The organism is Kribbella speibonae (assembly GCF_004331375.1).
Lineage (GTDB): Bacteria > Actinomycetota > Actinomycetes > Propionibacteriales > Kribbellaceae > Kribbella > Kribbella sindirgiensis.
On sequence record NZ_SJKC01000005.1, the window covers coordinates 317,345 to 342,676 of the forward strand.

General features: G+C 69.1%; 34 protein-coding genes. 16 read left to right on the forward strand and 18 right to left on the reverse strand.

Annotation, left to right across the window (positions count from 1 at the left end; genetic code table 11):
- Positions 1 to 9: 9 nt before the first annotated feature.
- The 4 genes from E0H92_RS32765 (at position 10) to E0H92_RS32780 (ending at position 3,492) form a co-directional block, all read left to right on the forward strand.
- Entirely contained in the window at positions 10 to 1,521 is a 1,512-nt protein-coding gene (locus E0H92_RS32765) for a serine hydrolase domain-containing protein (RefSeq protein WP_131498983.1), read from the forward strand.
- A gap of 13 nt (positions 1,522 to 1,534) precedes the next feature.
- On the forward strand, positions 1,535 to 1,858 hold the full coding sequence (locus E0H92_RS32770; RefSeq protein ID WP_165550138.1) for a MazG nucleotide pyrophosphohydrolase domain-containing protein: 324 nt from the start codon (positions 1,535 to 1,537) through the stop codon (positions 1,856 to 1,858).
- 84 nt (positions 1,859 to 1,942) lie between these two features.
- Positions 1,943 to 2,269: a YciI family protein gene (locus E0H92_RS32775; RefSeq protein ID WP_131461593.1), complete on the forward strand. Its 327-nt coding sequence runs from the start codon at positions 1,943 to 1,945 to the stop codon at positions 2,267 to 2,269.
- Positions 2,266 to 3,492: an RNA polymerase sigma factor gene (locus E0H92_RS32780; RefSeq protein ID WP_131498984.1), complete on the forward strand. Its 1,227-nt coding sequence runs from the start codon at positions 2,266 to 2,268 to the stop codon at positions 3,490 to 3,492. Before E0H92_RS32775 ends, E0H92_RS32780 begins: the two co-directional genes overlap by 4 nt.
- Here E0H92_RS32780 and E0H92_RS32785 read toward each other — a convergent pair.
- The 3 genes from E0H92_RS32785 to E0H92_RS32795 are packed head-to-tail and all read right to left on the reverse strand — an operon-like array spanning position 3,477 to position 5,093.
- Positions 3,477 to 4,217 (reverse strand): DUF3626 domain-containing protein, encoded by a 741-nt coding sequence (locus E0H92_RS32785; protein ID WP_131498985.1) that lies wholly within the window; start codon positions 4,215 to 4,217, stop codon positions 3,477 to 3,479. The two genes, E0H92_RS32780 and E0H92_RS32785, sit on opposite strands and share 16 nt — an antisense overlap.
- Positions 4,217 to 4,696, reverse strand: coding sequence for an NUDIX domain-containing protein (locus tag E0H92_RS32790; RefSeq protein WP_131498986.1), 480 nt, complete (start codon positions 4,694 to 4,696; stop codon positions 4,217 to 4,219). The genes E0H92_RS32785 and E0H92_RS32790 overlap by 1 nt, the downstream gene beginning before the upstream one ends.
- Position 4,697: 1 nt before the next feature.
- Positions 4,698 to 5,093: a tautomerase family protein gene (locus E0H92_RS32795; RefSeq protein ID WP_131498987.1), complete on the reverse strand. Its 396-nt coding sequence runs from the start codon at positions 5,091 to 5,093 to the stop codon at positions 4,698 to 4,700.
- Between the two features lie 104 nt (positions 5,094 to 5,197).
- Between E0H92_RS32795 and E0H92_RS32800 the strand changes: the two genes are divergently transcribed.
- On the forward strand, positions 5,198 to 5,662 hold the full coding sequence (locus tag E0H92_RS32800; RefSeq protein WP_131498988.1) for an NUDIX domain-containing protein: 465 nt from the start codon (positions 5,198 to 5,200) through the stop codon (positions 5,660 to 5,662).
- On the opposite strand, the gene E0H92_RS32805 is transcribed toward E0H92_RS32800, so the two are convergent.
- Entirely contained in the window at positions 5,651 to 6,481 is an 831-nt protein-coding gene (locus E0H92_RS32805; protein ID WP_238173699.1) for a phosphotransferase, read from the reverse strand. The two genes, E0H92_RS32800 and E0H92_RS32805, sit on opposite strands and share 12 nt — an antisense overlap.
- Positions 6,482 to 6,553: 72 nt before the next feature.
- On the opposite strand from E0H92_RS32805, the gene E0H92_RS32810 reads away from it, so the two are divergent.
- Entirely contained in the window at positions 6,554 to 7,486 is a 933-nt protein-coding gene (locus E0H92_RS32810; RefSeq protein ID WP_131498989.1) for an aldo/keto reductase, read from the forward strand.
- 17 nt (positions 7,487 to 7,503) lie between these two features.
- On the opposite strand, the gene E0H92_RS32815 is transcribed toward E0H92_RS32810, so the two are convergent.
- Positions 7,504 to 8,013: a cysteine dioxygenase family protein gene (locus E0H92_RS32815; protein ID WP_131461600.1), complete on the reverse strand. Its 510-nt coding sequence runs from the start codon at positions 8,011 to 8,013 to the stop codon at positions 7,504 to 7,506.
- Between the two features lie 74 nt (positions 8,014 to 8,087).
- Between E0H92_RS32815 and E0H92_RS32820 the strand changes: the two genes are divergently transcribed.
- Positions 8,088 to 8,966, forward strand: a complete 879-nt coding sequence (locus E0H92_RS32820) for a LysR family transcriptional regulator (RefSeq protein ID WP_131461601.1) — start codon at positions 8,088 to 8,090, stop codon at positions 8,964 to 8,966.
- A gap of 37 nt (positions 8,967 to 9,003) precedes the next feature.
- Positions 9,004 to 9,645, forward strand: coding sequence for an HAD family hydrolase (locus E0H92_RS32825; protein ID WP_131461602.1), 642 nt, complete (start codon positions 9,004 to 9,006; stop codon positions 9,643 to 9,645).
- Positions 9,646 to 9,677: 32 nt separating this feature from the next.
- Here the strand turns inward: E0H92_RS32825 and E0H92_RS32830 are convergent, their stop codons facing one another.
- The 5 genes from E0H92_RS32830 to E0H92_RS32850 form a co-directional block, all read right to left on the reverse strand.
- Positions 9,678 to 10,547, reverse strand: a complete 870-nt coding sequence (locus E0H92_RS32830) for a metallophosphoesterase family protein (protein WP_131498990.1) — start codon at positions 10,545 to 10,547, stop codon at positions 9,678 to 9,680.
- A 4-nt stretch (positions 10,548 to 10,551) separates the two neighbouring features.
- Positions 10,552 to 11,103, reverse strand: coding sequence for a cysteine hydrolase family protein (locus E0H92_RS32835; protein WP_131498991.1), 552 nt, complete (start codon positions 11,101 to 11,103; stop codon positions 10,552 to 10,554).
- A 64-nt stretch (positions 11,104 to 11,167) separates the two neighbouring features.
- Complete coding sequence (locus tag E0H92_RS32840; protein ID WP_202873946.1) at positions 11,168 to 11,479, reverse strand: DUF1905 domain-containing protein; 312 nt, start codon at positions 11,477 to 11,479, stop codon at positions 11,168 to 11,170.
- The gene (locus E0H92_RS32845; protein ID WP_131498992.1) at positions 11,461 to 12,165 is read right to left on the reverse strand and encodes an alpha/beta fold hydrolase; all 705 of its coding nucleotides are present in this window, start codon (positions 12,163 to 12,165) and stop codon (positions 11,461 to 11,463) included. The genes E0H92_RS32840 and E0H92_RS32845 overlap by 19 nt, the downstream gene beginning before the upstream one ends.
- Entirely contained in the window at positions 12,165 to 13,118 is a 954-nt protein-coding gene (locus E0H92_RS32850; RefSeq protein ID WP_131498993.1) for a helix-turn-helix transcriptional regulator, read from the reverse strand. Before E0H92_RS32850 ends, E0H92_RS32845 begins: the two co-directional genes overlap by 1 nt.
- 93 nt (positions 13,119 to 13,211) lie before the next feature.
- On the opposite strand from E0H92_RS32850, the gene E0H92_RS32855 reads away from it, so the two are divergent.
- The gene (locus E0H92_RS32855) at positions 13,212 to 14,171 is read left to right on the forward strand and encodes a helix-turn-helix transcriptional regulator (RefSeq protein ID WP_131294551.1); all 960 of its coding nucleotides are present in this window, start codon (positions 13,212 to 13,214) and stop codon (positions 14,169 to 14,171) included.
- A gap of 96 nt (positions 14,172 to 14,267) precedes the next feature.
- On the opposite strand, the gene E0H92_RS45300 is transcribed toward E0H92_RS32855, so the two are convergent.
- Complete coding sequence (locus tag E0H92_RS45300; RefSeq protein WP_238173700.1) at positions 14,268 to 14,570, reverse strand: hypothetical protein; 303 nt, start codon at positions 14,568 to 14,570, stop codon at positions 14,268 to 14,270.
- A 15-nt stretch (positions 14,571 to 14,585) separates the two neighbouring features.
- Here E0H92_RS45300 and E0H92_RS45305 point away from each other — a divergent pair, with 15 nt between their 5' ends.
- Positions 14,586 to 15,185, forward strand: coding sequence for an LppU/SCO3897 family protein (locus E0H92_RS45305; protein WP_238173701.1), 600 nt, complete (start codon positions 14,586 to 14,588; stop codon positions 15,183 to 15,185).
- 34 nt (positions 15,186 to 15,219) lie between these two features.
- Here E0H92_RS45305 and E0H92_RS32865 read toward each other — a convergent pair whose 3' ends face one another.
- Both E0H92_RS32865 and E0H92_RS32870 read right to left on the reverse strand, forming a co-directional pair.
- Positions 15,220 to 15,654, reverse strand: a complete 435-nt coding sequence (locus E0H92_RS32865) for a nucleoside deaminase (RefSeq protein ID WP_238173702.1) — start codon at positions 15,652 to 15,654, stop codon at positions 15,220 to 15,222.
- Positions 15,651 to 16,502: an LLM class flavin-dependent oxidoreductase gene (locus E0H92_RS32870; protein WP_131498995.1), complete on the reverse strand. Its 852-nt coding sequence runs from the start codon at positions 16,500 to 16,502 to the stop codon at positions 15,651 to 15,653. Before E0H92_RS32870 ends, E0H92_RS32865 begins: the two co-directional genes overlap by 4 nt.
- A gap of 93 nt (positions 16,503 to 16,595) precedes the next feature.
- Here E0H92_RS32870 and E0H92_RS32875 point away from each other — a divergent pair, with 93 nt between their 5' ends.
- Genes E0H92_RS32875 through E0H92_RS32885 form a run of 3 tightly spaced genes read left to right on the forward strand, consistent with a single transcriptional unit; the run spans position 16,596 to position 18,688 of the window.
- Positions 16,596 to 17,057, forward strand: a complete 462-nt coding sequence (locus tag E0H92_RS32875) for an Lrp/AsnC family transcriptional regulator (protein ID WP_131498996.1) — start codon at positions 16,596 to 16,598, stop codon at positions 17,055 to 17,057.
- Between the two features lie 18 nt (positions 17,058 to 17,075).
- Entirely contained in the window at positions 17,076 to 17,915 is an 840-nt protein-coding gene (locus E0H92_RS32880; RefSeq protein WP_238173703.1) for a hypothetical protein, read from the forward strand.
- Positions 17,912 to 18,688, forward strand: a complete 777-nt coding sequence (locus E0H92_RS32885; RefSeq protein WP_131498997.1) for an SDR family oxidoreductase — start codon at positions 17,912 to 17,914, stop codon at positions 18,686 to 18,688. The genes E0H92_RS32880 and E0H92_RS32885 overlap by 4 nt, the downstream gene beginning before the upstream one ends.
- Here E0H92_RS32885 and E0H92_RS32890 read toward each other — a convergent pair.
- Positions 18,677 to 19,120: a MarR family transcriptional regulator gene (locus tag E0H92_RS32890; RefSeq protein WP_131498998.1), complete on the reverse strand. Its 444-nt coding sequence runs from the start codon at positions 19,118 to 19,120 to the stop codon at positions 18,677 to 18,679. The two genes, E0H92_RS32885 and E0H92_RS32890, sit on opposite strands and share 12 nt — an antisense overlap.
- 68 nt (positions 19,121 to 19,188) lie before the next feature.
- Here E0H92_RS32890 and E0H92_RS32895 point away from each other — a divergent pair, with 68 nt between their 5' ends.
- The gene (locus tag E0H92_RS32895) at positions 19,189 to 20,004 is read left to right on the forward strand and encodes an alpha/beta fold hydrolase (protein WP_131498999.1); all 816 of its coding nucleotides are present in this window, start codon (positions 19,189 to 19,191) and stop codon (positions 20,002 to 20,004) included.
- Here E0H92_RS32895 and E0H92_RS32900 read toward each other — a convergent pair.
- Both E0H92_RS32900 and E0H92_RS32905 read right to left on the reverse strand, forming a co-directional pair.
- On the reverse strand, positions 19,991 to 20,422 hold the full coding sequence (locus tag E0H92_RS32900) for an OsmC family protein (RefSeq protein ID WP_131499000.1): 432 nt from the start codon (positions 20,420 to 20,422) through the stop codon (positions 19,991 to 19,993). The genes E0H92_RS32895 and E0H92_RS32900 overlap by 14 nt on opposite strands.
- 40 nt (positions 20,423 to 20,462) lie before the next feature.
- Complete coding sequence (locus E0H92_RS32905; protein ID WP_131499001.1) at positions 20,463 to 21,113, reverse strand: SDR family oxidoreductase; 651 nt, start codon at positions 21,111 to 21,113, stop codon at positions 20,463 to 20,465.
- Positions 21,114 to 21,130: 17 nt separating this feature from the next.
- On the opposite strand from E0H92_RS32905, the gene E0H92_RS32910 reads away from it, so the two are divergent.
- Positions 21,131 to 21,910: an alpha/beta fold hydrolase gene (locus E0H92_RS32910; RefSeq protein ID WP_131499002.1), complete on the forward strand. Its 780-nt coding sequence runs from the start codon at positions 21,131 to 21,133 to the stop codon at positions 21,908 to 21,910.
- Here E0H92_RS32910 and E0H92_RS32915 read toward each other — a convergent pair.
- Positions 21,875 to 23,761, reverse strand: coding sequence for a propionyl-CoA synthetase (locus E0H92_RS32915; protein ID WP_131499003.1), 1,887 nt, complete (start codon positions 23,759 to 23,761; stop codon positions 21,875 to 21,877). The genes E0H92_RS32910 and E0H92_RS32915 overlap by 36 nt on opposite strands.
- A 49-nt stretch (positions 23,762 to 23,810) precedes the next feature.
- Between E0H92_RS32915 and E0H92_RS32920 the strand changes: the two genes are divergently transcribed.
- Positions 23,811 to 24,731, forward strand: coding sequence for a threonine/serine dehydratase (locus E0H92_RS32920; protein ID WP_131499004.1), 921 nt, complete (start codon positions 23,811 to 23,813; stop codon positions 24,729 to 24,731).
- On the opposite strand, the gene E0H92_RS32925 is transcribed toward E0H92_RS32920, so the two are convergent.
- Complete coding sequence (locus tag E0H92_RS32925; RefSeq protein ID WP_131499005.1) at positions 24,724 to 25,332, reverse strand: rhomboid family intramembrane serine protease; 609 nt, start codon at positions 25,330 to 25,332, stop codon at positions 24,724 to 24,726. The genes E0H92_RS32920 and E0H92_RS32925 overlap by 8 nt on opposite strands.

Genomic DNA, 25,332 nt, shown 5'->3' on the forward strand with positions numbered 1-25,332 from the left:
AAACGGTATGTGCTGAACAAGCGGGTCATCGCTGGGCTGCAGCGACGTGTGGACGGTTTGTTGACGCAGCATCAGGTTCCGGGGATCGCGGTCGGGATCTGTGATGCGAGTTCAATGCTGTGGTCGGCCGGGTTCGGGAGTACGCGGGCCGGTGGTCAGCCGGTGACCGCGGAGACGATGTTCGGCGTCCAGTCGTGTTCGAAGATGTACACCGCGACGGCGGTTCTCCTCGCGGTCCGGGACGGGCTGGTCGACCTGGACGTTCCGATCGCCGAGTACCTGCCGGAGATTCGTCTCAACAGCTCCTTCGACGCTCGGCCCGAGCGTCTCATCACGCTGCGGCATCTCCTCAATCACACCGCTGGATTCACCCACGAGGCGCCGGTCGGGTCGAACTACGCCGTCGGCCGGGAGTCGTTCGGCGCTCATTGCCGCAGCATCGCCGACACCTGGTTGCGGTTTCCCGTCGGCCACCACTTCCAGTACTCGAATCTGGGGATCGACCTGGCCGGATACATTCTTCAGCGGCTCAGCGGAGTGCCGTTCGATCGCTTCGTACGCCGGGTCTTGTTCGAACCACTGGGCTTGCGGCGTACGACGTTCAACGCAGTGGAGATCCGGCGTGAGGAGGACCGGGCGATCGGTCATGCGTCGGGCCACGCGCACATCCCGGTGCGGGTCCCGATGGTTGCCGCGGGCGGGCTGTACACGAGCGTTAACGACGCCTGCCGGTTCATTCAGTACCAGTTGGGTGGCGGCGAGTTGCTTGCCGAGATGCACAAGGTGCCGGGCAAGGACCGAGGCTATGGGCTCGGTCTCGCGGTCACTCAGGCGCACGGTGTCCCCGTCCGTGGGCATGGCGGTGGCGGGTTCGGGTTCCTGTCGGACATCTACTGGGCGCCGGACGCTTCGATCGGCGTCGTCGTACTGACCAACTCGACCACGCATACGTTCCAGTGGGAGCTCGCCGCCGAGATCTTCCGCGAGGTCGTTCCGCACCGACCTGCGCGAAAGGTCAGCCCTCCCCCAGAGGTTCCTGCTGGACCGCTGACCGGTCTGGCGGGCAACTACAGCGGGTCCGACCAGGTCACGTTCGTCGTAGACGGAGACCGTGGCTTCCTGGTCCGGGGCGAAACCCGGCATCCGGTGCGGTTCGTCGGCCCCCTCGAGTTCATGGTCGAGCACGAGCGGTTCAGGTTCCGCGATCTCGACGACGCGGGACACCCGGCGTACCTCGAGGATGACGGAGGCGTTCGCTATCGCAACGACGTACCGGACCCAGCGCCGGCCGCCGCGGACGGGCCGTGGAACCGGGACTACGCGATCCGCGTGTACGGCGTCCGCGCCGCCACCGCGAGGCTCCGCAAGGAGAACGGCGTACACCTCCTCGACCACTGGGACGGCGGAACAGTCCGCCGACGCCGCCACCGCCCCGACCTGTACATCTCCGCAACCGGAGAAGCCCTAGACCTGACCCGCACACCCCCGACCTACGCCAACGTCCGCCTGCACCAGCTGTGACAGGGTGCCCGGTATGGAGTTTGCGCAGATGCGGGAGTCGGCGGTTGCGGTGCGGGAGCGGTATGCGGAGGTGGAGACGGCTCGGTACGGGCGGCCGTGGAGCACCGAGGAGATCATGCTGGGGTTCGTCGGGGACGTCGGTGATCTGGCGAAGCTAGTGCAGGGAAAGGCCGGGGTTCGGGATCGCGAGGACCTCGAACGCGCGTTGGCTCATGAGCTTGCGGATTGCCTGTGGAGTGTTCTGGTGCTGGCCGACGCGTACGGCGTTGACCTCGAGGCGGCGTTCGACAGCACGATGACGGCGATCGGGCGGTCGCTGGACGAGGCCGGCGATTGAATCTGGCTGAGTGTGTAGGAATGGCGGGGGTGGGTTCGTTGGGTGGGTGTAGGCAGGGTTTGGCTGAGTGGACTGGAGATCGTGATGCAGTATCTGATTTCTGTGATTGACCATCGGACTGGGTCGTCGACTGCGGACGAGGACGCGGCGATCGATGCGTTCAACGAGCAACTGGTGGCGGGCGGGCACTGGGTGTTCGCGGGTGGGTTGAGTGCGCCGAGCGACGCGACGGTGATCGACGCCCGGGGTGACGGCGAGCCGATCTTCACCGACGGGCCGTACCTGGAGTCGAAGGAGCACATGGCCGGGTTCTGGGTGTTCGAGGCGCCGGATCTGGACGTGGCGCTGAAGCTCGCCGCCGCGGCGTCGAAGGCGTGTAACCGCCGGCTCGAGGTGCGGCCGTTCCTGTGAGCGACGTCGACGAAGCGATCACCCGGGTCCACCACGAGGAATGGGCGCGGGTGGTCGCCTCGCTGACCCGGCGGTTCGGTGACCTCGACATCGCCGAGGAGGCGGCCGCCGAGGCGTTCGCGGCGGCGGTCGAGCATTGGCCCGCCGACGGCGTACCGCCCAACCCCGGCGCCTGGCTGACCACCACCGCCAACCGCAGGGCGATCGACCGGATCCGGCGCGAGAGCAAACGTGACGACAAGCAGAAGGAGGCTCAGATGTCGTACGACGAACCGCCCGAGCCCCTCGGTGTGATCGACGATGAGCGGCTCCGGCTGATCTTCACCTGCTGTCATCCGGCGCTCGCAATGGAGACCCGGGTGGCGCTGACGCTCCGGATGATCGGCGGCCTGACCGTACCGGAGATCGCCCGCGGGTTCCTGGTCCAGGAGACTGCGATGGGCCAGCGGATCACCCGCGCGAAGGCGAAGATCAAGGCGGCCCGCATCCCGTACCGGGTGCCGTCAGCGGAGGACCTTCCGGGACGCGTGTCCGGCGTACTCGCGGTGCTGTTCCTCGTCTTCAACGAGGGGTACCTGGCGACCGGCCCGGACACGGACCCGGTGCGTCACGAGCTGACCGCAGAGGCGATTCGGCTCACCCGCCTGATCCGGGTGCTGCTACCCGAGGACGGCGAGGTCGCCGGTCTGCTCGCGCTCATGCTCCTCATCGAGTCACGGCGTACCGCCCGCGTGTCGGCGACCGGCGAACTGATCGCGCTGCGCGACCAGGACCGCGGCGCCTGGGACACGGCGTTGGTTGCCGAAGGCCACCGTCTCGTCCGCGAACGACTCGCGACCCGGCAGCCACCGGGGCGCTATCAGATCCTCGCGGCGATCAACGCCGTCCACACCTCGGCCCGCGACGCCGCGGACACCGACTGGTCGCAGGTCGTGGCGCTCTACGACCAGCTCGTGCGGGTCGACCGCTCACCGATCGTCGCGCTCAACCGCGCGATCGCGATCGCCGAGCTCGACGGTCCGGAGGTTGCGCTGGCGACGATCGACCGGCTGAACGACAAGCTGTCCGGGTACCACGCGTACCACGCCGCGCGCGCCGACCTGCTGCGACGGCTGGGCCGCAGTCAGGAGTCGCGGGCCGCGTACGACGCCGCGATCGAGCTGGCCGAGAACACCGCCGAGGTCGCGTACCTGAGCCGCCGCCGCGATCAGTTGGTGAGCTGACGGCCGTAGCGCGCGAGGTAGTGCCAAACGTACTTGATCGACTGCGCCGGATGCGCGCGGACGGCTTCGCCGAGCAGGTCAGGGGTGAGTTCCGGGCCGAGCGCGCGGGCGAGGTCGACGATCTCCGCGCCGCGGTACGACGGATCGAAGGCGGCCGGGTCCGCGCGGAGGCCCGGGTGGTACTCGATCGGGCAGCCGATCTCGTGGGCGGCGGCTTCAACCGGCGTACCGATGAACGACGGGTCGAGAACCACCGCCTCGACGTCAGTCGCGAGACGGACCGCGCCGTGAACCTGTGCTTCGACGTAATCGTCCAGGTCGTCGAGCCGCGCCGCGTCGGCCAGTTGGCACAGCCGCGGCAGGACGCCGCGGTCGCCGAAGTCGGCCGGGGAGCGCGCGGAATCCGGGTAGCAGAACGTCGCGCGTTCGATCGTGCCGGGTTTCAGCCGCAGGTACGACGACCCGAAGCGGATTGCGCCGCCGTACACATCACGCCGCCGGTTCCACACCCCGTAGACAGGACGATCCAACTCCGGCTGGTCGTCGTACCGCCCGGAGAACAACCGGCTCTCCCACTCCCACCGGTCTCCCCCGCGGAACGCCGTCAGCCCGCCGTTGGAGATCCCCGTCGCGAACTGTGACCGATAGATCCCGTCCGCGGCGATCGACTCGATCACCGTCCGCGCACCGTGCGGCCAATTGGGATGGAACTGCACGGTGAGCATCAGAGCGGCCCCGTCTCGCGACCGTCGGCGTCGACCATGATGAATCGAAGCCGCTCGTCCAGCCGACCGACGCCGAGCCAGTGCGCGAAGGCGATCCGCGCGGTCGGCGGCATCTCGAGCGACGTCGGGTCCATCGTCAGATCGAACCACCGGAGGTCGCCCTCGGTGCATTCCGTCGGTCCGGGCACCGTGAGGTTTGCGGTGAAGTAGTACGTCGTACGCACCTCGTCGCCGGTGTCGCGTACGGCGACGTACCGCAGCGCGAGGTCGGTGAGTTGGTCGGCCGTGACACCGACCTCTTCCTTCAGCTCCCGGAGCGCGGCCACTGTCGGGTCGGTGAGCTCGTGCGGTTCGAGGTGACCGCCGATGCCGACCCAGGAGTCCGCGATCGCGCGCGATCCGCGGCGGTAGAGGAGCAGCACGCTCCCCTCCCGCACGAGGAAGACCGACGTGAGGTGCCGGGCCGAGCGGAGTGACACGTCAGACGTTGACGTTGAAGCCGAGGTCCAGGTCGGACGCGGCCTGGCCGCCGCGGATCCCCCAGTTCGAGGTCGGGTGGTCCCGGACGAGGATCGTCACGTGGTCCGCGCGGATCCCGAAGGGCTTCAGATTGCCGACGATCTCGGTGTAGAGCTTGCGCTTGGCGTCGACCGAGCGGCCGGCGAAGCAGTCGATCGTGACGAGCGTGAAGAACTCGGGCGTGGTCAGCCGCGGCGAGCACGCGAACCGATGCGGGGCATGGACGACCAGACGGACGTCCTTGTCCTGCGGCGGGATCTGGAACGCGGTGACGAGCGCACCGTGCACCGCCTCGATCAGTCCGGCCTCGTCGGCCTCGGAGTACTCACGACGAACCTCGATCTGCGCACTGGGCATCAACAAATCCTTCCACGATCGGCACCAACACCCCCGACCCCATCACGAAGCCCCCACTCCGGCGACCCAATATCTGTCGGTGGTGGCGGGCAGACTTCGTTGGCATGAGTGTGAGGATTCCGCGTGGGGCGGCGGTTGTGGTTGAGGCGGGGAAGGTTTTGGTGGTGAAGCGGTACCTGCGGCAGGGGGCGGCCGCGGAGTGCGTGATGTGCGAGTACGGCGACGTACCGGGGCCGCGGTGTGAGGGGCATCGGTACGCCGTACTTCCCGGTGGGCATGTGGAGGCGGGTGAGTCGGCGGCGGGGGCTGCGCTGCGTGAGCTCGAGGAGGAGACGACGCTCACCGGCACGCTGGACCGGTTGCTGTGGACCGGCACCCACAACGGGCGGCCCGCGTACTACTTCCTGGTCAGCGACGTGAACGGCGTACCGCGACTGTCAGGTGACGAAGCGGTGGAGCATTGTGCGACGAATCATTTCGAGCTGCGGTGGGCCGATGCGGCGGATCTGGAACGATTCGGCATCTACCCGGCCGAGCTGCGCGAACGTTTGACACGCCTACTTGAGTAAGGCCTCGGCGATCATTCGATGTCCTTGCTGCTCGAAGGACTCGTCGCCGACCTGGTGTGCCCATACCGCGGTGCTGATCGCCTCCCGCAGCCGGGCGCGCTGCCAGGCCGCCGGCTCGCGCGGATCCGAACCGTAGCCGGTGACGAACGCCGGCTCCAGACTCGGCTGAGTGCGGAACTGCTGCGCGGCGAGACGGACGAGGTCGGTGTACGCCGGACGCAGGTCGGCGCGGCCGAAGTCGATGACGCGGACGGTGCCGTTGTCGACGAGCCAGTTGCGGGGCTGCCAGTCGCCGTGGGTCGGTACGAGCGTCGCGGAAGGGGTCGGCCACGCCTCGATCGTTGCCCGGAGAAGGTCGGCCAGCTCCGGCGCGATCCGGTGCGGCCTGTCGAGTATCGCGAGCGTGCGCTGGTTCTCACGGGATTCGTAGGTGTCGTCCGGTTCGGCGGATTGCCGGTGAAATGCCGCGAGCAGTTCGCCGGCCTGCCGATAAGTGTCGAGGGCCCATTCGTACGGCGTTCCTTCGACGAGCTCACCGGGCAGGAAACGGGTCAGAAGCAGCTTGGCGTCCTCGTCCACGTGGACCATTTCGGACGCACTCCCCCGCACGGTCCACGGCCGCAACCAGTTGCGGTGGGCACGGATCTCGCGGGCGAGATGGTGGTCGGCGTCGTCGCCGGCCTTCGCGATGTAGCGCTCTCCCTGGTGCTCGAGCTCCAGGACGGAGGTCCCGATCAGGCCCCAGCTGTGGTCACGCACCATCACGGCGGACGGGAGCCACCCGTCGAGAAGTTCTTGCTGTCGCCCGGTGAGTCCCACGAGCACGAGAGTAGCGCAAGAAATCTGCGGGAAAGGGTGGACGAATTACTTGGAAGGATTTATCCTGGCCGAATGCAGAATTCACAGGAGAATGCGTCCCTACCAATTAACTTATCACCGGGAATTGCAGAAAGCAAGTCCGGCGAATTCTGGACACTCGGGGAGGTCGCGGTCCGGCGGATCGGGTTCGGCGCGAAGCGGCTCGCGGGCAGCGACGGCGGCGGGGCCGACGTGCAGGACCGGGCGATCGCGCTGCTGCGGCGGGTCGTCGAGCTCGGCGTGAACCACGTCGACACCGCGGCGTTCTACCCGAGCCACGGGCTGGCCGGCGAAACCCGGTTCGAGAGCCTGGGGTGGGCGAACGACGTGATCCGTCGCGCGCTGGCGCCGTACCCGGAGGAATTCGTGCTCGCGACAAAGGTCGGGCCGACCGATCACGGGCTCGCGCGGCCGGACGAGTTGCGGGAACTCGTCGAGAGCGACCTCCGCGTGCTCGGCGTGGACTCGCTGGACCTCGTGTACCTGCGGCAGATGGGCCTGGAGTCGATCGCGGAGCATTTCGGCGTCCTGGCCGAGCTACAGGCGAAGGGCATGATCCGGCACCTGGGCGTCTCGAACGTGCGGGTCGCGCAGCTCCACGAGGCGCGTGAGATCGCGCCGGTCGTCGCGGTGCAGAACCGGTACAGCGTCGGGTTCGGGCGGGTGAACGACGAGATCCTGCAAGTGTGCGGTGAGCTCGGGATCGCGTTCATCCCGTTCTTCACGCTCACCGCGGAGTCACGGGAGGCCGGTGGGGTGCCGGATTCGGGGCCCGTGCAGGAGATCGCGGATCGCCACGGGGCGACGGTCGCGCAGGTGCGGTTGGCGTGGACGCTGAGCCGCGGGGATCACGTGCTCGCGATCCCGGGTACGTCGAGCGCGCGCCACCTGGAGGAGAACCTGCGCGCCGGCGAGCTCACGCTGTCGGCCGAGGACTTCGCCGTCCTGGACGCGGTCGTCGACTGACCGATCCGGCTCGGGCGTCAGTCGTAGAACCGGCGGACGCTCGAGCCGATCCGGGTCACGTCGGTGCCGTAGATGTGCAGTGAGATCGCGGTCTCGGCGAAGGTGTTGTGGACCCGGTGGATGTCACCCGGCGGCGCGAACGCGCTCACCTCGCCGACGTGGTTGTCACTCGCGCCGATCCGCCGCAGGTCGGCGTCGAACAGCTCCTCGTGCTCCACGCCCTGGAGTACGCCGACCACGCACCAGGTCACGTGATCGTGAATCCGCGTCAGCTGCCCGGGCCGCCACACCACCGCGATGATCGAGAACGAGCCGTCCGGCTCGACGTGCAAGGTGTGGCTCTGGTAGCCGTCGGGCGACCCGAGCCGCTGTTCGGCGGTCAGTACGTCGGGGCTCGGAAAGTGCTCGCGCAGCTGGGCGCCGACGTGCTGCGCTGTCGTGTTCCAGTCGGAGTGCTGCTCGAGGGTCTCCCGGACGCCGGTGATCAAGTCGGTGAGCTCGCTGGTGGTGATCGCTGTTGTGGTCATGTCTTGAGCCTGCTCCGGTCAACCCATAACGTCTAATGCCAAGTTTCGTCCTCACCCATAGATGGAATTGATACATGCTCGATGTCACGAGGTTGCGCGTGATCGACGCGGTCGCACGGCACGGCTCGGTGACCGCCGCCGCGCGCGAGTTGCACTACTCCCAGCCGTCCGTCACGCATCACCTCGCGCGCCTGGAAGCCGAGACCGGCGCGCAACTGCTGCAGCGTGTCGGGCGCGGCATCCGGTTGACCGAGGCCGGGCGGCTGCTCGCGGACCGTGCCGCCGAGATCATCGGCCGGATCGACGCCGTCGACGCCGAACTGGCGGCGCATGTCGGACTCAGCGCGGGCCGGATCCGCCTGGCCGGCTTCTCCTCGGCGATCGGAGCACTCGTTCCGGCCGCCCTCGCCCAGCTGGCCGCGAAGCATCCCGGGCTGGAGGTCAACCTGGTCGACACGCATCCGCCCGAGGCGTTCGAGCTGCTCCGTACCGGGAAGGTCGACGTGGCGATCGTCTTCCGGTACGACGAGACCGCGCCCGAGCCACCCGGCGTACGGCTGCACCATCTCGTCGACGATCCGCTGTACATGCTGTCGAACGGACCGTCCACGCTGGCCGGCCTGCGCGACGCGACCTGGATCGCCGGGTGCGATCGGTGCCGCAGCCACCTGATCGCGTTGTGTGCCGCGGAGGGCTACGTGCCGCGGATCGGCTACACGTCCGACGACATGGTCGTGATGCAGGCACTCGTCGCGGCCGGCCTCGGCGTGACGACGATGCCCGGCCTCGCGCTGCGCACCCATCACGTCGACGGCATCACCGCGAGCGAACTATCCGGTTCCCGGCGGCACGTGTACGCCGCGACGTACGGCGAACCGCCCGATCCACCCCCGGTCGCTGCCCTTGTCAACGCCCTCCAGGAGTCCGCGGGACAGGACTCCGCTGGGCGGTGACGTACGATCACGCGGTCCGGACGAGAGGATCTGTGGGATGCGTGCTGTTGCGTTCTTCGACGTCGACGGCACCCTGGTGCCCGGGATCTCGTCGGCGGTGTACCTGGGTGGGTACCTCGGCCACCAGGAGGCGGTCGCCGAGGCTGAGGCGGCGTGGGACGCCGGCCTGATGGATCCACGGTCGGTCGAGGAACTCGACGCACGCGGCTGGGCCGGCACCAGCGAGGCGCAGATCCGGGAGTGGCTCGAGGACATTCCGCTGGTCGACGGAATCGCCGAGGTCGTCGAGTGGTGCCATGCGCACGAGGTCGTGCCGGCGCTGGCAACGCTCGCATGGCGACCGGTCGGTGAGTTCTTGTGCTCGCGATTCGGCTTCGTCGAGGCGTCCGGACCCACGCTGGAGGTGCGGGACGGGATCTACACCGGCATCTCGCTGACCGGCAGCGACGAGTTCAAGAAGCGAGACTTCGCCCGCGACTTCGCGAACCACCACGGTCTGACGCTCTCAGGCTGCGCAGCCATCGGAGACAGCCTCTCAGACCTCCCGCTGTTCGCCGAAGTCGGCCTAGCCATCGGCTTCAACGCCACCGAAAAGGCCCGAGCCCTCGCCCACACCAACCACACCGGCCCCGACCTCCGCGCAATCCTGCCAACCTTCGAGACCTGGCTCGAATCCTGAAACCAGGGAGCTGATTCAGGTTCTGCAGGTCCTCAGGCGCTGATCTCCTCGGTTGTGTGTGCGCCGGCTTCTGGGTCGTAGACGTAGGCTTCCGTGCCGGACTGGGGGTCGCGGGCCTGGAGGGTGTGGAACATGGGGCTGAAGGGTCCGCCTAGCTCGACGACTGTGGCGCCTGCGCCGAGGACGCCGCGGACCAGGGCGGCCGGGGCGGTGAGGTCAATTCGGGTGATGACGCCTGGTGTTACCCAGACGGGTTTGTTCGCCAGTTGGGCGGTCAGTTGGTGATGTAGGTGTCCGCACAGGACTGCCTGTACGTCGGTGTTGGCCAGGACGGCGCCTAGAGCCTCAGGTTCCTGAAGTACTGCGGACCGCTGATACGGCACGGCGTCGGTCCACACTGGCGGGTGGTGGAGTACGACGATCGACCCGGCCGGTGCAGGTGTGCTCAGCTCGGCTGCGAGCCAGTCCAGTTGGTCACGGCCGAGTACGCCGTACGGCTTGCCTGGGACGAGGCTGTCGAGCGTGATCACGCGCAGCCCGGCAACCGAGCTGACGGCCGCGATCACCTCGTCGATGCCGGCGGCGCGGCCGATCGGTGCGCCGTCCGGACCGAGGTGACCGTGGCCGAGTGCGGCCGTGAAACCTTCGCGGCGATCGTGGTTGCCGGTGCAGTACACGTGCGGGATGCCGCGCTCGGCGGCGAACTGCCCGACCAGGTCCCGGACCGTCGTACAGCCCGCTGCCGAGCCGTCGTCCGCGATATCGCCGCTGACCACCACCAGATCCAGATCCCGCCGTACGTCGTGCAGCAGACCGCAGAGCGCACTGACTCCGTCGGCTCCGTCCTCGTCCGGGCCGGTTCGGCTGACGTGGGTGTCGGACAGGTGCAGGATCCGGACCATGCGGTTAGCCAAAGGTCAGCTCGTCGGTCTTCTGGACGGCGGCGGTGCGGCCAGGGGCCCGGTGGTTCTCCCAGTAGAGGTTGGTGTGGGCGATGACCTTGTCGGGGGTCGGTGCGCCCCATTCGGTGAGGTCCTCGGTGGTGTGGGCGTCGCCGACCAGGGTCACGTCGTATCCGCGGACCATCGCGCCGTGGATCGTCGAGCGGATGCACTCGTCGGTCTGCGCGCCGCTGACGATCAGGTGACCGATGCCGGCGCGGGCGAGGACGTCTTCCAGGTCGGTCGCTTCGAAGCTGTCGGCGTACGTCTTGTGGACGAGCGACTCCGAGCCGTCCCGGGACAGTTCGGGCACGAGTTGCCACTCGGCGCTGTCCTTGACGAGGTGCTCGCTGGAGTGCTGGACCCAGACGACCGGGACTCCCCCGGCGCGGGCCTTGCCGACCAGGGTGCTGATGTTGGCGACGACGCGGTCCCGCTCGTACGCCTCCCCCACGACACCGGTCTGGACGTCGATCACGAGCACGGCCGTGTGCGGCCGGTCGGACAGCGTGGACATGTCGGCTCCTCCCGCCACTTACCTTGTACGGCGGAACGTTAGACCCACCCGCCGACAGTTTCCGTCACGTCCAGCTCCGCAACCGCAGCCGAACCGTGGGTACGTCGCCGTCGTCGAGATCCTCCGCCCGCCGTACGGCGGCCTTCACCGGCAGGATGTACCGCCCGTCCTTGGGAAACATCGACGTGTCCCAGACGCTCGCGCCGATCTCCGCGGTCACCGGGATCATTCCCCACCCGTACGTGACGAAGTTCGACTCTGCCTCGAAGTAGGCGCTCTCCTCGTCCGGGACCGTGATGAAGTACCACGGCGCCGGCCCTCGCCAGTACCAGATCTCGCCCGAGAACTCGATGTCGTTCAGGTCGCTTCCAGCCACTCGTCCAGCACCCCCATGAACTCGTCGAGATGTCCGTACCACACCGAATGCCCCGCACCCGGCACCGTCCGGACCCAGAATCCCATCTCTTCCAGTTCTCGCGCCCGCTCCGGCGAGACGTAGCGGCTCGGGTCGGCCCGAACCACCAGCGAGGGCACCGCCGGCTTTTCGACCGAGTGCCCGAGGTACGAAAGCTCAAGCGCAACCGCGGTCTCGACGTCGAACCGAGCAGCCGCCTCAGCCTCGACCCGGCAGTCTTCGGCGGACCAACCGGGTCGGGTCGCCAGCCGTTCCACAGTGCGTGCGGCGCGCGAGGTCGTGAAGCGCTCGCGCAGCTCGTCAGCCGGCGCCGGCGGGTCCGTGGACGGGCCGGAGAAGGGTACGTCGACGTACACGGCGCGACTGGGCCGGAGGCGAGGCAGCGCGTGGGACAGCACGATCGCGCCGAGCGAGTGACCGATCGCGAGCGCGGGTGGCGTGTCGACGGCTGCGAGTACGGCGTCGACGAACAGGTCCATCGTCGCCTCAGGAGCACGTGGCGCGGAGCCGTGACCGGGTAGGTCGATCGCGACCGCCCGGTATCCGCGAGCCGCGAGCGCGGGGCCGACCGCGTGGTACTGCGAAGCGGCGCCGAGCATGCCGTGGACGAGGATGGCCACGCGGTCGCCGGATCCCCAGGTGAGCATCAGGTGTGAGGCTCTGTGCTCGCGGCGAGCAGGCGTCGTGCGAGGAACTGGGCGGCGGCCAGGAGTTCGGGGCCGCCGATGATGCGGAACGGGGCGCGGATCTCGGCGAGGTGGGCGGCGTACCAGTCGGGCTCGTCGGTGCTGGCCAGGAGCCGGGTGCGGTTGTCGTCGATCGGTTCCAGGCGACCCATGCTGCGCGGGATCCAGCAGGCTGCGTCGGCGAGAGGTGCGTCGATCTCGACCTCGATCGGGTACCGCCAGCCGAGCGCGAGGTGTTCCTCCACGGCAGCCAGCGGATCGAGATCGGCCGGCGGCTCGAACGACGCCGGCTGCGCCTCGACCTTGGTGATCTTGTCGACGCGCAGCACCCGCCGGGCGTCCTTGGAATGCGACCAGCACAGCAGGTACCAGCGGCCCCGGCGTACGACGACCGCCCACGGGTCGACGTCCATCGACCACTCGTCCTGGTGCCGCCGGTACCCGATCGTCACGCGCCGCGCGTCCGCGCTGTGCGACACGAGGGCCGCGGTGATCTCGGGATCCGGGGTCCTGGCCCCGGGATCGGGTCCGCGGGCGGGGACCCGGCGGATCGCGTCGGTCGACCGGGCGACGGCCTCGGGCAGCACCCGGACGATCTTCCCGAGGGCGTCCTCGACCGGATCCATGGCGCCGCGCGGTCCCTCGAGCACCGCCATGACCAGGCCGAGCGCCTCGGTCGGGCTGAACATCAGCGGCGGCAGCCGCAGACCGCGTCCGACCCGGTAGCCGCCGTACGGCCCGCGCACGGACTCGATCGGGATGTCGGCCTCGCGCAGGATCGCGACGTACCGGCGGGCCGCGCGCTCGGAGACGCCGAGCTTGTCCCCCAGTTGCTCCGCGGTGATCCCGGGGCTGTTCTGGATCAGCTCCAGGACCATCAGGGTCCGCGCCGTCGGGCTCACGTCGTACGCCATCAGTCACCATTCCGGAAGAAGTCCGTCCGGATCTGAGGGTAGCCCGTTTTAACTGCTCAGACGGTGAGCGGTTTGTCTGCGACGATCGGGGGCATGCGCGCGGATCGGTTGGTGGCGGTGCTGTTGCTGATGCAGGCCCGGGGCCGGGTGACCGCGGCCGACGTCGCGGCGGAGCTGGAGATCTCGGTGGCCACCGCGCGCCGGGACCTGGAGGCGCTGTCGACGGCCGGCATCCCGGTCTATCCGCAGCCGGGACGCAACGGCGGCTGGCAGCTGGTCGGCGGTGCCCGGACCGATCTGAGCGGGCTGACGGCGACCGAGGCGCAGGCGTTGTTCCTGCTGGTCGGGCCCGCGGCATCGATCGCGCCGGACGCGAAGGCGGCGCTACGCAAGCTCGTCCAGGCGCTGCCGGGCACCTTCCGCGAACACGCGCAGGCCGCGGCCGAGGCGGTCGTGATTGACCCGGCCCGCTGGGGCGAGCACGTGAAGGAACGTCCGGAGCTGGTACGTCGCCTGCAGGACTCCGTCGTACGCCGGGAACGGGTCCGGCTGGTGTACTCGGGACGCGGCCGGGAGACGTCGGAGCGGGTGGTCGATCCGCTCGGTCTCGTGGACAAGGACGACGTCTGGTACCTGATCGCGTGGACGGAGAAGGGGCAGCGGACGTTCCGGATCGACCGGGTCGTCGACACCGAGGCGACCGGTGAGACCTTCGAGCGGCCGGACGGGTTCGAGCTGTCGTCGGCGTGGGCCGAGATCGTCGAACGGATGGAGGAACGCCGATCGGGGCTGACGGCAACTGTTCTGATGGACGAGCGGTTCGTGTGGGTGATGCGGGACCGGCTCGGCCGCAACTGCGAGGTCGACGGGACCGACGGCGACCGGGTCCGGCTCAAGGTGACCGCGCCGACGCCGTTGATGATCGCGCAGCATCTGGCCGGTTGGGGCGGGTCGATCGAGGTCGTGGATCCGCCGTCGGTGCAGGCGGAGCTGGCGCGTCTTGGCCGGGAATTGACGCAGCGCTATGCCGCGGTGGACCACCGGGATGAGTAAGGTGCCATGGTTCATCGTGTCCCGACACCGCCCCTCAATCAGCCTCAGGAACCATCCGTGACCACATCCCCTCCCCAGCCGCCGCAGAACCCGTACTCAGGTCAGCCGGACGGCTACGGTCCGCCACAGCAGCAGTTCCCGCAGTACAGCCAGCCGGGCCAGCCCCAGCAGCCGGGTCAGCCCCAGTACGAGCAGCAGGGTCAGCCCGGTCAGCAGCAGTACGCCGGTCAGCCGGGTCCGTACCAGCAGCCGTACGGCGGCCAGCAGCAGTACCAACAGGGCCAGACGTTCCCGCAGGACGGCGGTCAGCAGTACCCGCCGCAGGGCCAGTACCCGGGCCAGCAGTACCAGGGTCAGCAGCAGTACCAGCAGGACCAGTCGTTCCCCCAGCAGGGGCACGCGCCCCAGGGCCAGATGGCCTGCCGCTTCTGCGGCGGCTACCCGGCGACCGAGGCCACCGTGCGCGGTCACCAGGGCCTGATCATCATCATGCGTTTCCTGAAGCTGCAGGGCCCGTTCTGCCGGACGTGCGGGATCGCGTCGGTGCGCGACATGACCGCGAAGAGCCTCTGGCAGGGCTGGTGGGGTATCGGTTCGTCGATCATCAACCCGATCACGATGCTGATGAACATCGGCCCGATGCAGAAGTTCAAGGGTCTGCCCGAGCCCACGCCGGGTCCGGGCCGGCCGATGGATCCGGGCAAGCCGCTGTTCCAGCGGCCGGCGATCCTCGGTCTGCTGCTGCCGATCGCGCTGATCGGCGCGATCGTGTTCGCGAACCTGAACTCGACCGAGTCGAAGGCCAAGATCGGCGCCTGCGTCGTCAACCAGGGCACGTCGGCCAACCCGGACGTGAAGGTCGTCGACTGCGGGTCCTCGGAGGCCGAGTACAAGATCGTCGACAAGATCGACGACTCGACCGACGACAGTCAGTGCGGCGAGAACGCCGAGGCGTCGTACGTCTACCAGAGCGGTTCGACGAAGTACACGCTCTGCCTCACCCCAGTGAAGTAGCGAGTGTGGGGTCCCGGCGACGGGACCCCACACCTCAGCTGTAGTACCCGTCGACCGGCACGCGCGCCTCGTCGTACAGCGCCGGGCCCTCCAGCGGTACCTCGGGGAAGCCGCCGGCCGGCTTGAGTCCGTCGAGCTGTTCACCCGACAGGGCGAACACGACCTTGCCGAGGCCGGACCTCGCGAGCGCTCCCGAGCACATCCCGCACGGCTGGCAGCTCGTGTACATGGTGGTGCCGGCCGCGACCTCGGGCGAGAGCTGCTGGGCCGCCCAGACCGCGAGCTTGAGCTCCGGGTGGAAGCTGATGTTCCCTTCGGTGAGCGTGGTGTTCCGCTCCTCGCTCAGGACGGTGCCGTCCGGGCCGACCAGCAGCGAGCCGAACGGCGGGTTCCCGTCGCTGCGTGCCTCCGCGGCGAGCGCGATCGCACGGCGCAGGAATCCTTCTGCCTCAGGTGTCACAGGTGTCACGTGGTCTCCATTTCAGTTCGTCGCGCGGCGATCGTCGCCAGCGCCTGCCAGGCCGTCTCGGGCCGTTCGGTCTCGTCAGGATCGCCGACGAACGGATCGAGTACGACGCTCTGCGCGCCGAGCTCCCGCAGTACGGCGAGGTCTCGCATCACCTGGTCGATCGAGCCCTCCCCCGCGACCCGATCATCGTCCGGCAAGGGCTCGTCCGTCAGCCGGAGCAGGATCCGCGGCGCGAACCCCGGCAGCGGCCGGTCCTCCGCCGCCGCGACCGTCCGCAGACGATCCAGCCCCGACCGGAGCTGCTCAATCGTTTGCCGCAGCGGATGCCACGCGTCGCCGTACCGCACCGTCCGGCGCAACCCCGCCGTACTCGAACCGCCGACCCAGATCGGGATCGCTCCGTCGCCGTAGTCCGCCTTGTCGGCCCAGACGCGCCGCAGTTCGGCAAGCAGCTCGTCCGTGTCCCGGCCGCGGCGCGCATGCTCCGCGCCGAGCGCCTCGAACTCCTGCCGCGCCCAGCCGACCCCGACGCCGAGCACCAGCCGCCCACCGCTCAAGGCGTCGAGGTTCGCCGCCATCCTTGCCACCAGCAACGGATGCCGGTACGGCGCGATCAGCACGGTCGTGCCCAGCCGGACCCGCTCGGTGATCCCGGCCAGCCAGCTCAGCGTGGTGAACGGCTCGTAGAACGGCGCGGGGTACTGCTCCGCGACATCCGGCGTGATCACCACATGGTCCGACACCATCAGAAGGTCGTACCCGAGCCCCTCGACGACGCGCGCCCAGTCCCGCAGCCGCGCCGGATTCGTCCCCGGGCCGAAGTTCGGCACATTCACTCCAAGTTCCACGCCCTCAGGCTATCCAGGCGGCGACCCACTTCTGAAGACACTCCTCCCGGCGTACGTCGTCGTTCGCCGGGGAATCGCCGGTAGATTGTGCGTATGACCGAGAGTCTCGATCCGACCGACTGGGCGATCCTCACCGAACTGCAGGACGACGCGCGGCTGTCGCTGACGCAGCTCGGTAAGCGGGTCAACCTGAGCGCGTCGGCCACCACCGAGCGGGTCCGCCGGCTGGAGTCGATCGGCGTGATCACCGGGTACCGCGCCGAGGTCGACCTCACGAAGGTCGGCTACCCGGTGCTGGCCGTCGTCCGGCTGAAGTACCCGGGCAACAAGCACGAGCCGCTGCACCGCCTGCTGGCCGAGCGGCGCGAGATCCTGGAATGCCTGCGCACCACCGGCGACGACTGCTACACGCTGAAGGTCGCCGCCGCGTCGATGCCGCACCTCGAGGAACTCGTCAACGAGCTGACCGACTTCGGCAGCACGACCACGAACCTCGTCTACTCACAGACCCAGCGCTATCGCGGCCCGCAAAAGCCGGTGACCGATCAGGGGTGAGGATGAGAACGTTGCCCGGTGCTGAAGGTGCTGGGGATCGACGTCACGTCTGACCTGCTGGAGCGATGGGTCGACTGGCTCGCGCCGGACGAGCAGCCGTTCTTCGTCACGAGGAAGCAGGCGACCGCCTGGAAGCTGACGACGGACGATCGCGAGCCGAGCCGGGAGGACCGCGACACCTACCGGACGTACGCCGTTGATCCCAAGGCCGCCCGGACCGCTTGGCTGAGCCAGGAGAAGTACGACGCATTGCCGAAGGCGACGCGGGCGGCGCTGGTGCGGGCGCAGGTCGGCTACGACCGTGGGGCGGTTCCCACGGTGCGGAAGTGGTCGCGGATCGTCGGGCCGGAGGTACGGCAGCAGGCGGACGGGCATCGGTTCGTCTGGTGGAAGTCGCTGCTGCGCGAGCCGGCGCGGGTGCTGCCTGGCGTCGTGAGCGAGGACCTAGGACCGAGCCGGCATGCCGAGGTCAGGACCTGGCCCGAGGCGCTGCCCCGCGTGCGCGAGCTGGCCGGCACGTTTCCGGACGGCAGCGGGCCGAACTGCTTCGGCACCGTGATGGCGGCCTGTGGCGTCGACGGCGCGGAGTCGGTGTGGATGGTGCGCGAGCCGTTCGAGGAATGGTTGGAGAACCACACCGAGCGCGGCGGCAAGGATGACGTACCGGGCACTGTGTTCGTCTGGCGTGACGCGGCGCGGCTGGTCCAGCACGCGGCGCTGACCATTGGGGACGGGTGGATGCTGCACAAGCCGTCGCAGTCCTGGATGACGCCGCGGAAGGTGCGGACGGTCGCCGAAGTGAAGCGCGCCACGCGGACTGCCGGCTGGCGGTTGGAGCGTCATAAGCTGGTCGCGTGAGGTTGCTCGTCACTGGGGCCACTGGTCTCCTGGGGCGTGAACTCCTGCGCACGGCCACCCACGAGGTGGTCCCGACGTACCACTCACACGTCGTGCCGGGTGGGGTGCAACTCGACGTACGGCGACGCGACGCCGTCCGCGACGTGATCCGCAGCGTCCGCCCGGACGGGATCATCCACACTGCCTACCAGCAGGACGACTGGGCGACCACCGCGGAAGGCGCCGTCAACGTCGCGCTGGCGGCCGACGGCGCGAGGCTCGTCTTCGTGTCCAGCGACGCGGTGTTCGGGCCCCGGGAAACGCCGTACGCCGAGCACGAGTCACCGTGCCCGATCACGGCGTACGGCGCGGCGAAGGCGGCAGCCGAGACGGCGATCCGCGCCATCACACCGGACGCGATCATCGCGCGGACCTCGCTGATCATCGGATCGGACGGTCACTCGGAGGAGGAACGGCGCGTACGTCGGCTCGCGGCCGGCGAACCCGGTGTGTTCTACACCCGCAACATCCGCTGCCCGGTCCACGTCAACGACCTCGCGACGGCGCTGCTCGAGTTGCTCGTGTCAAGCGTCATCGGCATCACCCATGTGGCCGGCCCGGAAGCGCTGAGCCGACTCGACCTCGGCCGACTGATCGCCGTTCGCGACGGTCTCGACCCACAGGCGCTGCCGTTCGCGCCCGGTACGCCGTCGGACATCCGGCTGGACAGCAGCCGTACCCAGGAAGTCCTGAAGACCCGGCTTCGGCCGGCGAGCGAGTTCCTACTCCCCTGACTGCCGCAGGTCGCGGGCGAGTTCCTGCAGGGTGTGCGCGATCTCCGCGACGCGCGCGGAGTCGTCGGTCCCGAGCGCCGCGGCGAGGGCCGGCTCGATGCTGGTGGCGCGGACCTGAGCCAGGCGGTCCGAGACACCGGGCGCCTGGCTGGCGAGGGCACGGCGACGGTCGGCGGGATCGGTCGTCGTGATCACCGAGCCGGCCTCCTTGAGCCGGGCGATCGCGGTCGACACCTGGCTTTGCGGCAGGCCGGTACGGGCCGCGATCTCCCCCACCGCGCTCTCCGGGTGTTCGGCGATGTCACTCGCGACGATCAGCACCATCCGCGCGCTGCCGGCGTACTTCGCCGCGCCGCCCGGCGGTTCCGGTAACGCGTCCTCGCCGATCTTCATCAGCGCCCGCCCGAGCAGGAAGAGCTCCACACCGTTCATCCCGAAGAATCTACATCAAGGCAGATACATCTTGCTAGATACATCGAATCAGATGTAATCTCCGAGGCATGACGACGATCGAGGTTCCCGGAGCAGTACTCCACTACCAGCTCGAAGGCCGCGGGCCGCTGCTGCTGATCTCGCAGAGCGGTGAAGGCGACGCCGACCGCAGTACTGACCTCGTTCGGCATCTCGTCGGCGACTACACCGTGCTCACCTACGACCGCCGGGGCCTGTCCCGGAGCAAGCTCGACGTGCCGGGCGCCACGATCGCCGACCACGCGGACGACGTACACCGACTTCTGGCGCACGTCACCGACGAACCGGTGGCCATGCTCGGCTGCAGCCTCGGCGCGGTCATCGGCCTGCATCTGACCGTGAAGCATCCGGCACAACTGCACACCCTCGTCGCGCACGAACCGATCGCGCCGTGGCTGCTCCCCGAGCCCACGCCCAAGCTGCACCGCGACGAACTCGCCGAACTCCGCGACCAGTACCTGGCCAACGGTCTTCGGGCCACGATCCCGGCGATCGCACGCTCACTGGGCATCGACCCGTCGCATGGCGAACCGGGCCGCACCGACTTCCCGATGGACGCCAGCCGGCTCGCGAACTTCGACTACTTCATCCGCCACGACTTCCTCGCCGCCGCGAACGACGATCTCGACGATCTCGACCTGGCCGCGCTGCCGGCAACCGGCGTGCGGATCATCCCGGCCGCGGGGACGACGACGCCACGCACCGTGTTCGACTACCAGTGTGCCGAAGCCCTGGCCGAGCTCGTCGGCCAGGACCTACAGAGCTTCCCGGGCGGCCACAACGGCAACCTCAGCCACCCGAAGGCCTACGCGCAGCGCCTCCGCGAACTGCTCAGGCGTCGTTGACCGTCGTGGTGACCGGCGTGCCGAGCTCGACGGTCCGGCTGACCGTGCAGAGGCGGTCGTGGGACATCTTGACGGCGCGCGGCAGGGCCTCGCGGGCCTTGTCGCCGTCCTCGCCCTCGGGGAAGTTGATGCTGAACTCGACGGCCAGGTTCTCCATCCGGTTGCCTTCTTCGGCGTCCCGGATCTTGTCGCCGCGGACCACCGCGCTGAACTCGGTCGGCTCGGCCCGCCGGCTGACCACGATGTCGACGTCGATCGCCGAGCAGGTCCCGATCGCGGCCAGCAGCAGCTCGACCGGTGTGAAGTCGGTGTCCGCACCGCCCGAGCCGACCGTGATGCTCCCGCCGCGGGCGTTCCGCACCTCGTAGCTGCTGTTCGCGAGCCGCTCGAAAGTTACCTGCCGGAGGGTGTCAGCCATGTCCCGTCACATTCTGTTGCTTGTGGCAACGCCATAGGGGTCAGAGGTTCTCGAGCGCCTCGGCGACGGGGGTGTCCCCGCCGATCAGCTCGAGCGTCCGGCCGATCGCGGCCGGGGTGTCACAGAGGCCGGCCAGCACCAGCGCGACGTCGTCGCGGGTGATCCGGCCGCGACCGGTCTTGGCGGCGAGGTACACCGTGCCGGTCCCGGGGTCGTCGGTGAGACTGCCGGGCCGCAGCACCGTCCAGTCCAGGTCCCGGGCGCGGAGATCCTCCTCGGCGGCCCATTTGGCGCGGAGGTAGATCGTGAACGTCTCGTCGTCGGTCAGCGACGGGGCGAGGTCCGCGCCCATCGAGCCGACCTGGATGTGCCGCCGTACGCCGGCCTGTTCCGCGGCGTCGGCGAACAGCGCGGCCGCACCGCGGTCGACCGTATCCTTGCGCGCGTTCCCGCTGCCCGGACCGGCGCCGGCCGCGAAGATCGCCACGTCCGCGCCCGCCAGTACCTCGGCCACGGCGCCGGAGTCGGCCTGCTCGAGGTCCAGTACGGCGGCCTGCCCGCCGGCCGCGGCGATGTCGCCCTCGTGGTCCGGGTTCCGCACGACTCCGACCACCTGATGCCCGTCAGCGCTCAGCAACCGCGTCAGCCGCAACGCGATCTGCCCGTGTCCACCCGCAATCACGACTCGCATACCCGCAGACTATCTCTGTGCACGCAACGACCGTTGACGGGACGAGGATCGCGTACCAGGTTCGGGGCACCGGGCAACCACTTGTCCTGCTCGCCGGGCAGTCCAACAACCACACGTGGTGGGATCCGATCCTGCCGGACTTCGCGGGACGACGGCTCATCACCCTGGACTGGCGAGGAACCGGCGAGAGCGACAAGCCGGACGACGTCTACACCACTCGCGGCTTCGCACAGGATGTGGTCGCCGTCCTCGACGACCTCGGGTTGGACACAGCGAACGTCTACGAGACTTCCATGGGCGGGCGAGTCGCGCAGTGGCTGGCGATCGACTATCCCGAGCGGGTCGATGCCCTGGTCCTGGGTTGTACCTCACCCGGCGCGGCCCACGGGTACGAGCGCAGCCAGGAGATCCGCAAGGCGCTGGCCGATCCGGCGCGCACTGATCGCGTGCTGCTCGAGCTGATGTACAGCCCGGCGTGGCTCGCCGAGAACCCCGGCCCGTACTACGTGCTCGGTGACCCGACCATGCCGTCGTACGCGAAAGGCCGGCACCTGGTCGCCAGCAACAGGCACGACGCGTGGGACGGCCTGCCGACCATCACCGCGCCGACACTGATCCTGCACGGCACAGACGACATCTTCAGTCCGGCCGCGAACGCACAGCTGCTCGCCGACCGGATCCCGGGGGCACGCGCCGAACTCATCACCGGCGCCCGGCACGCCTATTTCCACGAGTTCCGGTCGGTCGCGAGTCCGGCGGTCCTAGCCTTCCTGGCCGCCGCGCAGGACAGGACGTAGCGCGTCCAGGACGGCGGGGTCCTCGATCGTCGACGGCACCGGTTCGTCGCGGCCGTCGGCGATCCCGCGCATCGTCCGGCGCAGGATCTTCCCGGAGCGGGTCTTCGGCAGCGCATCGACCACCGACACGTCCCGGAACGCGGCGACCGGCCCGATCTCCCGTCGTACGGCGGCCACCAACTCGTCCCGCAGTACGTCGTCCTGCACCGTCGCGCCCGCCTTGAGTACGACGAGTGCCCGCGGCAACTGCCCCTTGAGCGCGTCGTGCACGCCGATCACCGCACACTCCGCAACGGCCGGGTTCGCCGCGACGACCGCCTCGATCGAGCCCGTCGACAAGCGGTGCCCGGCGACGTTGATGACGTCGTCGGTGCGGCCCATCACGAAGATGTAGCCGTCGTCGTCGATGAACCCGCCGTCGCCGGTCAGGTAGTAGCCGTCGTACTCCTTGAGGTAGCTGTCGATGTAGCGCTGGTCGTCGCCCCACAGCGTCGGCAGGGCGCCCGGCGGGAGCGGCAGCTTGATCGCGATCGCGCCCTCCTCGTGCGGCAGCAGTTCCTTGCCGTTCGGGTCGAGGATCTGTACGTTCCAGCCCGGCATCGGCACGGTCGCCGAGCCCGGCTTGGTGGGCAGCGGCTCGAGCCCGCGCGGGTTCGCGGCGATCGGCCAGCCGGTCTCGGTCTGCCACCAGTGGTCGACCACCGGTACACCCAGATGCTCGTGCGCCCAGTGGTACGTCTCCGGGTCGAGCCGCTCGCCCGCCAGGAACAGCGTCCGGAACGTGTCCAGCGGGTACTTCGCCAGCTCGGCCGCCTCGGGATCGACCTTCTTGATCGCGCGGATCGCGGTCGGCGCCGTGAACAGCGCCTTCACGCCGTGCTCGGAGATGACCCGCCAGAACGCGCCCGCGTCCGGCGTTCCGACCGGCTTGCCCTCGTACAGGACCGTGGTCGCGCCGGCCAGGAGCGGCGCGTAGACGATGTACGAGTGGCCGACGACCCAGCCGACATCGGACGCCGTCCACCACACGTCACCTGGTCTGATGTCGTACACGTTGCGCATCGTCCAGGCGAGAGCGACCGCGTGGCCGCCGTTGTCGCGGACGACGCCCTTCGGACGCCCCGTCGTACCGGAGGTGTAGAGGATGTAGAGCGGATCGGTCGCCGCGACCTGCACCGGCCCGGCCGGCTGCGCCTTCGCGGTCAGCGCCGTCCAGTCGAGGTCGCGCTCGCCCAGCTCAGCCCGGGCCTGCTCGCGCTGGAACACGATCGTGTGCTCAGGCTGGTGCGACGAGATCGCCAGCGCCTCGTCGATGATCGGCTTGTACTCGACCACGCGGGCGGGCTCGATCCCGCACGACGCGGCGACGATCACCTTCGGGCCGGCGTCCTCGATGCGGGCGGCGAGCTCACGCGGGGCGAAGCCGCCGAAGACGACCGAGTGGATCGCGCCGAGGCGGGCGCACGCGAGCATGGCGACGACGGCTTCCGGGATCATCGGCATGTAGACGATGACGCGGTCACCTTTGCCGACACCGAGGGAGGCCAGCGCCCCGGCGAACTGCGCCACCTCGTCGCGGAGCTGGGCGTAGGTGTATGTGCGACCCGTTCCGGTGACCGGAGAGTCGTAGATCAGCGCCGTGCGGCTGCCGTCGCCTGCTTCGACGTGCCGGTCGAGCGCGTTGTACGACGTGTTCAGCACGCCGTCGGGGAACCAGTGGAAGATCGGCGCACCGGTCCCGTCCAGCGCCTGGGTCGGCGGTCTCGTCCAGGAGATCGCCTCGGCCGCCTCGAGCCAGAACCCGTGCGGGTCGTCCAGGCTCCGCCGGTAGCTCTCCTCGTACCTGCCCATACCCTGGCCTCCATCTGTCGGCTGTTCCCCATCGTGGCAGGGTTGGAGCATGACGGTAAGCCTCGACGACGTGCAGCAGGCCGCGGAACGGATCGCCGGGCGGGTACGCCGTACACCGGTGATCGAGGTGGCGCCGGGGCTCACGTTCAAGCTGGAACTGCTGCAGCACACCGGCTCGTTCAAGCCGCGCGGCGCGTTCAACCGGTTGCTGGCGGCGAAGGACAGCGGCGAGCTGACCGGTCAGGGCATCGTCGCCGCGTCCGGTGGCAATCACGGGCTGGCGGCGGCGTACGCGGCGCGCGAACTCGGCGTACCGGCCCGGATCTTCGTCCCGGAGACGACCCCGGCCGCCAAGCTCGGGAAGCTGCGCACCCTCGACGCGGACATAGTGCAGGTCGGATCGGAGTACGCCGAGGCGTACCAGGCGGCGCTCGCGGCACGGGACGAGACGGGTGCGTTGCTGGTGCACGCCTACGACCAGCCGGAGGTCGTCGCCGGGCAGGGCACGGTCGGGCTCGAACTGCTGGAGCAGGCAGGCATGTTCGACACGGTCCTCGTCGCGGTCGGCGGTGGTGGCCTGATCGCCGGCATCGCGACCGCTATCGGCGACAACGCGCAGGTCGTCGGCGTCGAGCCGTCACAGGCACCCACCATGCACCGGGCCCTCCAAGACGGAGCACCGACAGACGGCCCGGTAGGCGGCGTAGCAGCCGACTCGCTGGGCGCACGCCGACTAGGCGCCCTCGCTTTCGGCGCGGTCCAGGACCATCACGTGCAGTCCGTGCTCGTCGACGACGACTCGATCGTTGCCGCCCGCAAGCAGCTCTGGCGCGACTACCACCTGGCAACTGAGCACGGCGGAGCAGTCGCCTGGGCGGCCCTCGCGTCCGGCGCCTACCGGCCGGCCGCGGGCGAGCGTGTGGTTGTGGTCGTCTGCGGGGCGAACACTGACCCCGCCACGCTCATTTGACGCGTTGCTGCTTGTCGTCGGCCAGGACCCAGGCAGCGAGCGCACCGGCGATACCGCCGAACAGGTGACCCTGCCAGGAGATCCCGTCCTGCGGAAGCAGCCCGCTGAACAGTGCGCTGCCCCAGACCATCACGACGATGATCCCGAGCAGCACCTGACCGAGCCGGCGGTTGAACAGCCCGCGGAGGATCAGGTACGACGCGTACCCGAAGACGAGCCCGCTGGCGCCGATCGTGATCGTGTTCGGCGGTGAGATCAGCCAGGTCCCGAACCCGCCGATCACCGTCACGATCGCGGTCACCGCGAACAGCCGGGCCGCGCCGCTGACCGCGATCAGGGCGCCGAGCGTGACCAGCGGCAGCGTGTTCGAGACCAGGTGACCGAACCCGAGGTGCAGGAACGGCGCGGTCAGGATCCCGATCAGGCCGCGCGGCTCGCGGGAGATGATCCCGTACTGGTCGAGCGCGCCGTTCGTCACGGTGTCGATGACCTCGCTGAGCCACATCAGCCCCACCAGCACGACGAGCAGCTTCAGCCCACTGCCGATCCGGGCGGTGTCCACAGCCCGTCCGGTGCGCTTGGCCGGAGTCTGGTAGCTCAT

Excerpts from the sequence above, each read along its gene's own strand:
- E0H92_RS32795 (WP_131498987.1), bottom strand. The coding sequence starts at position 5,093 with ATGCCCAGTGCGCAGATCGAGGTTCGTCGTGAGTACTCCGAGGCCGAC.
- E0H92_RS32900 (WP_131499000.1), bottom strand. The coding sequence starts at position 20,422 with ATGGCTGACACCCTCCGGCAGGTAACTTTCGAGCGGCTCGCGAACAGC.
- E0H92_RS32820 (WP_131461601.1), top strand. The coding sequence starts at position 8,088 with ATGCTCGATGTCACGAGGTTGCGCGTGATCGACGCGGTCGCACGGCAC.
- E0H92_RS32835 (WP_131498991.1), bottom strand. The coding sequence starts at position 11,103 with ATGTCCACGCTGTCCGACCGGCCGCACACGGCCGTGCTCGTGATCGAC.
- E0H92_RS32920 (WP_131499004.1), top strand. The coding sequence starts at position 23,811 with ATGACGGTAAGCCTCGACGACGTGCAGCAGGCCGCGGAACGGATCGCC.
- E0H92_RS32800 (WP_131498988.1), top strand. The coding sequence starts at position 5,198 with ATGAGTGTGAGGATTCCGCGTGGGGCGGCGGTTGTGGTTGAGGCGGGG.
- E0H92_RS32915 (WP_131499003.1), bottom strand. The coding sequence starts at position 23,761 with ATGGGCAGGTACGAGGAGAGCTACCGGCGGAGCCTGGACGACCCGCAC.
- E0H92_RS32770 (WP_165550138.1), top strand. The coding sequence starts at position 1,535 with ATGGAGTTTGCGCAGATGCGGGAGTCGGCGGTTGCGGTGCGGGAGCGG.
- E0H92_RS32855 (WP_131294551.1), top strand. The coding sequence starts at position 13,212 with ATGCGCGCGGATCGGTTGGTGGCGGTGCTGTTGCTGATGCAGGCCCGG.
- E0H92_RS32895 (WP_131498999.1), top strand. The coding sequence starts at position 19,189 with ATGACGACGATCGAGGTTCCCGGAGCAGTACTCCACTACCAGCTCGAA.
- E0H92_RS32825 (WP_131461602.1), top strand. The coding sequence starts at position 9,004 with ATGCGTGCTGTTGCGTTCTTCGACGTCGACGGCACCCTGGTGCCCGGG.
- E0H92_RS32925 (WP_131499005.1), bottom strand. The coding sequence starts at position 25,332 with ATGAGCTACCAGACTCCGGCCAAGCGCACCGGACGGGCTGTGGACACC.
- E0H92_RS32890 (WP_131498998.1), bottom strand. The coding sequence starts at position 19,120 with ATGAACGGTGTGGAGCTCTTCCTGCTCGGGCGGGCGCTGATGAAGATC.
- E0H92_RS32850 (WP_131498993.1), bottom strand. The coding sequence starts at position 13,118 with ATGGCGTACGACGTGAGCCCGACGGCGCGGACCCTGATGGTCCTGGAG.
- E0H92_RS32905 (WP_131499001.1), bottom strand. The coding sequence starts at position 21,113 with ATGCGAGTCGTGATTGCGGGTGGACACGGGCAGATCGCGTTGCGGCTG.
- E0H92_RS32830 (WP_131498990.1), bottom strand. The coding sequence starts at position 10,547 with ATGGTCCGGATCCTGCACCTGTCCGACACCCACGTCAGCCGAACCGGC.
- E0H92_RS32815 (WP_131461600.1), bottom strand. The coding sequence starts at position 8,013 with ATGACCACAACAGCGATCACCACCAGCGAGCTCACCGACTTGATCACC.
- E0H92_RS32775 (WP_131461593.1), top strand. The coding sequence starts at position 1,943 with ATGCAGTATCTGATTTCTGTGATTGACCATCGGACTGGGTCGTCGACT.
- E0H92_RS45305 (WP_238173701.1), top strand. The coding sequence starts at position 14,586 with ATGGCCTGCCGCTTCTGCGGCGGCTACCCGGCGACCGAGGCCACCGTG.
- E0H92_RS32875 (WP_131498996.1), top strand. The coding sequence starts at position 16,596 with ATGACCGAGAGTCTCGATCCGACCGACTGGGCGATCCTCACCGAACTG.
- E0H92_RS32810 (WP_131498989.1), top strand. The coding sequence starts at position 6,554 with ATGCAGAATTCACAGGAGAATGCGTCCCTACCAATTAACTTATCACCG.
- E0H92_RS32785 (WP_131498985.1), bottom strand. The coding sequence starts at position 4,217 with ATGCTCACCGTGCAGTTCCATCCCAATTGGCCGCACGGTGCGCGGACG.
- E0H92_RS32845 (WP_131498992.1), bottom strand. The coding sequence starts at position 12,165 with ATGCTCACCTGGGGATCCGGCGACCGCGTGGCCATCCTCGTCCACGGC.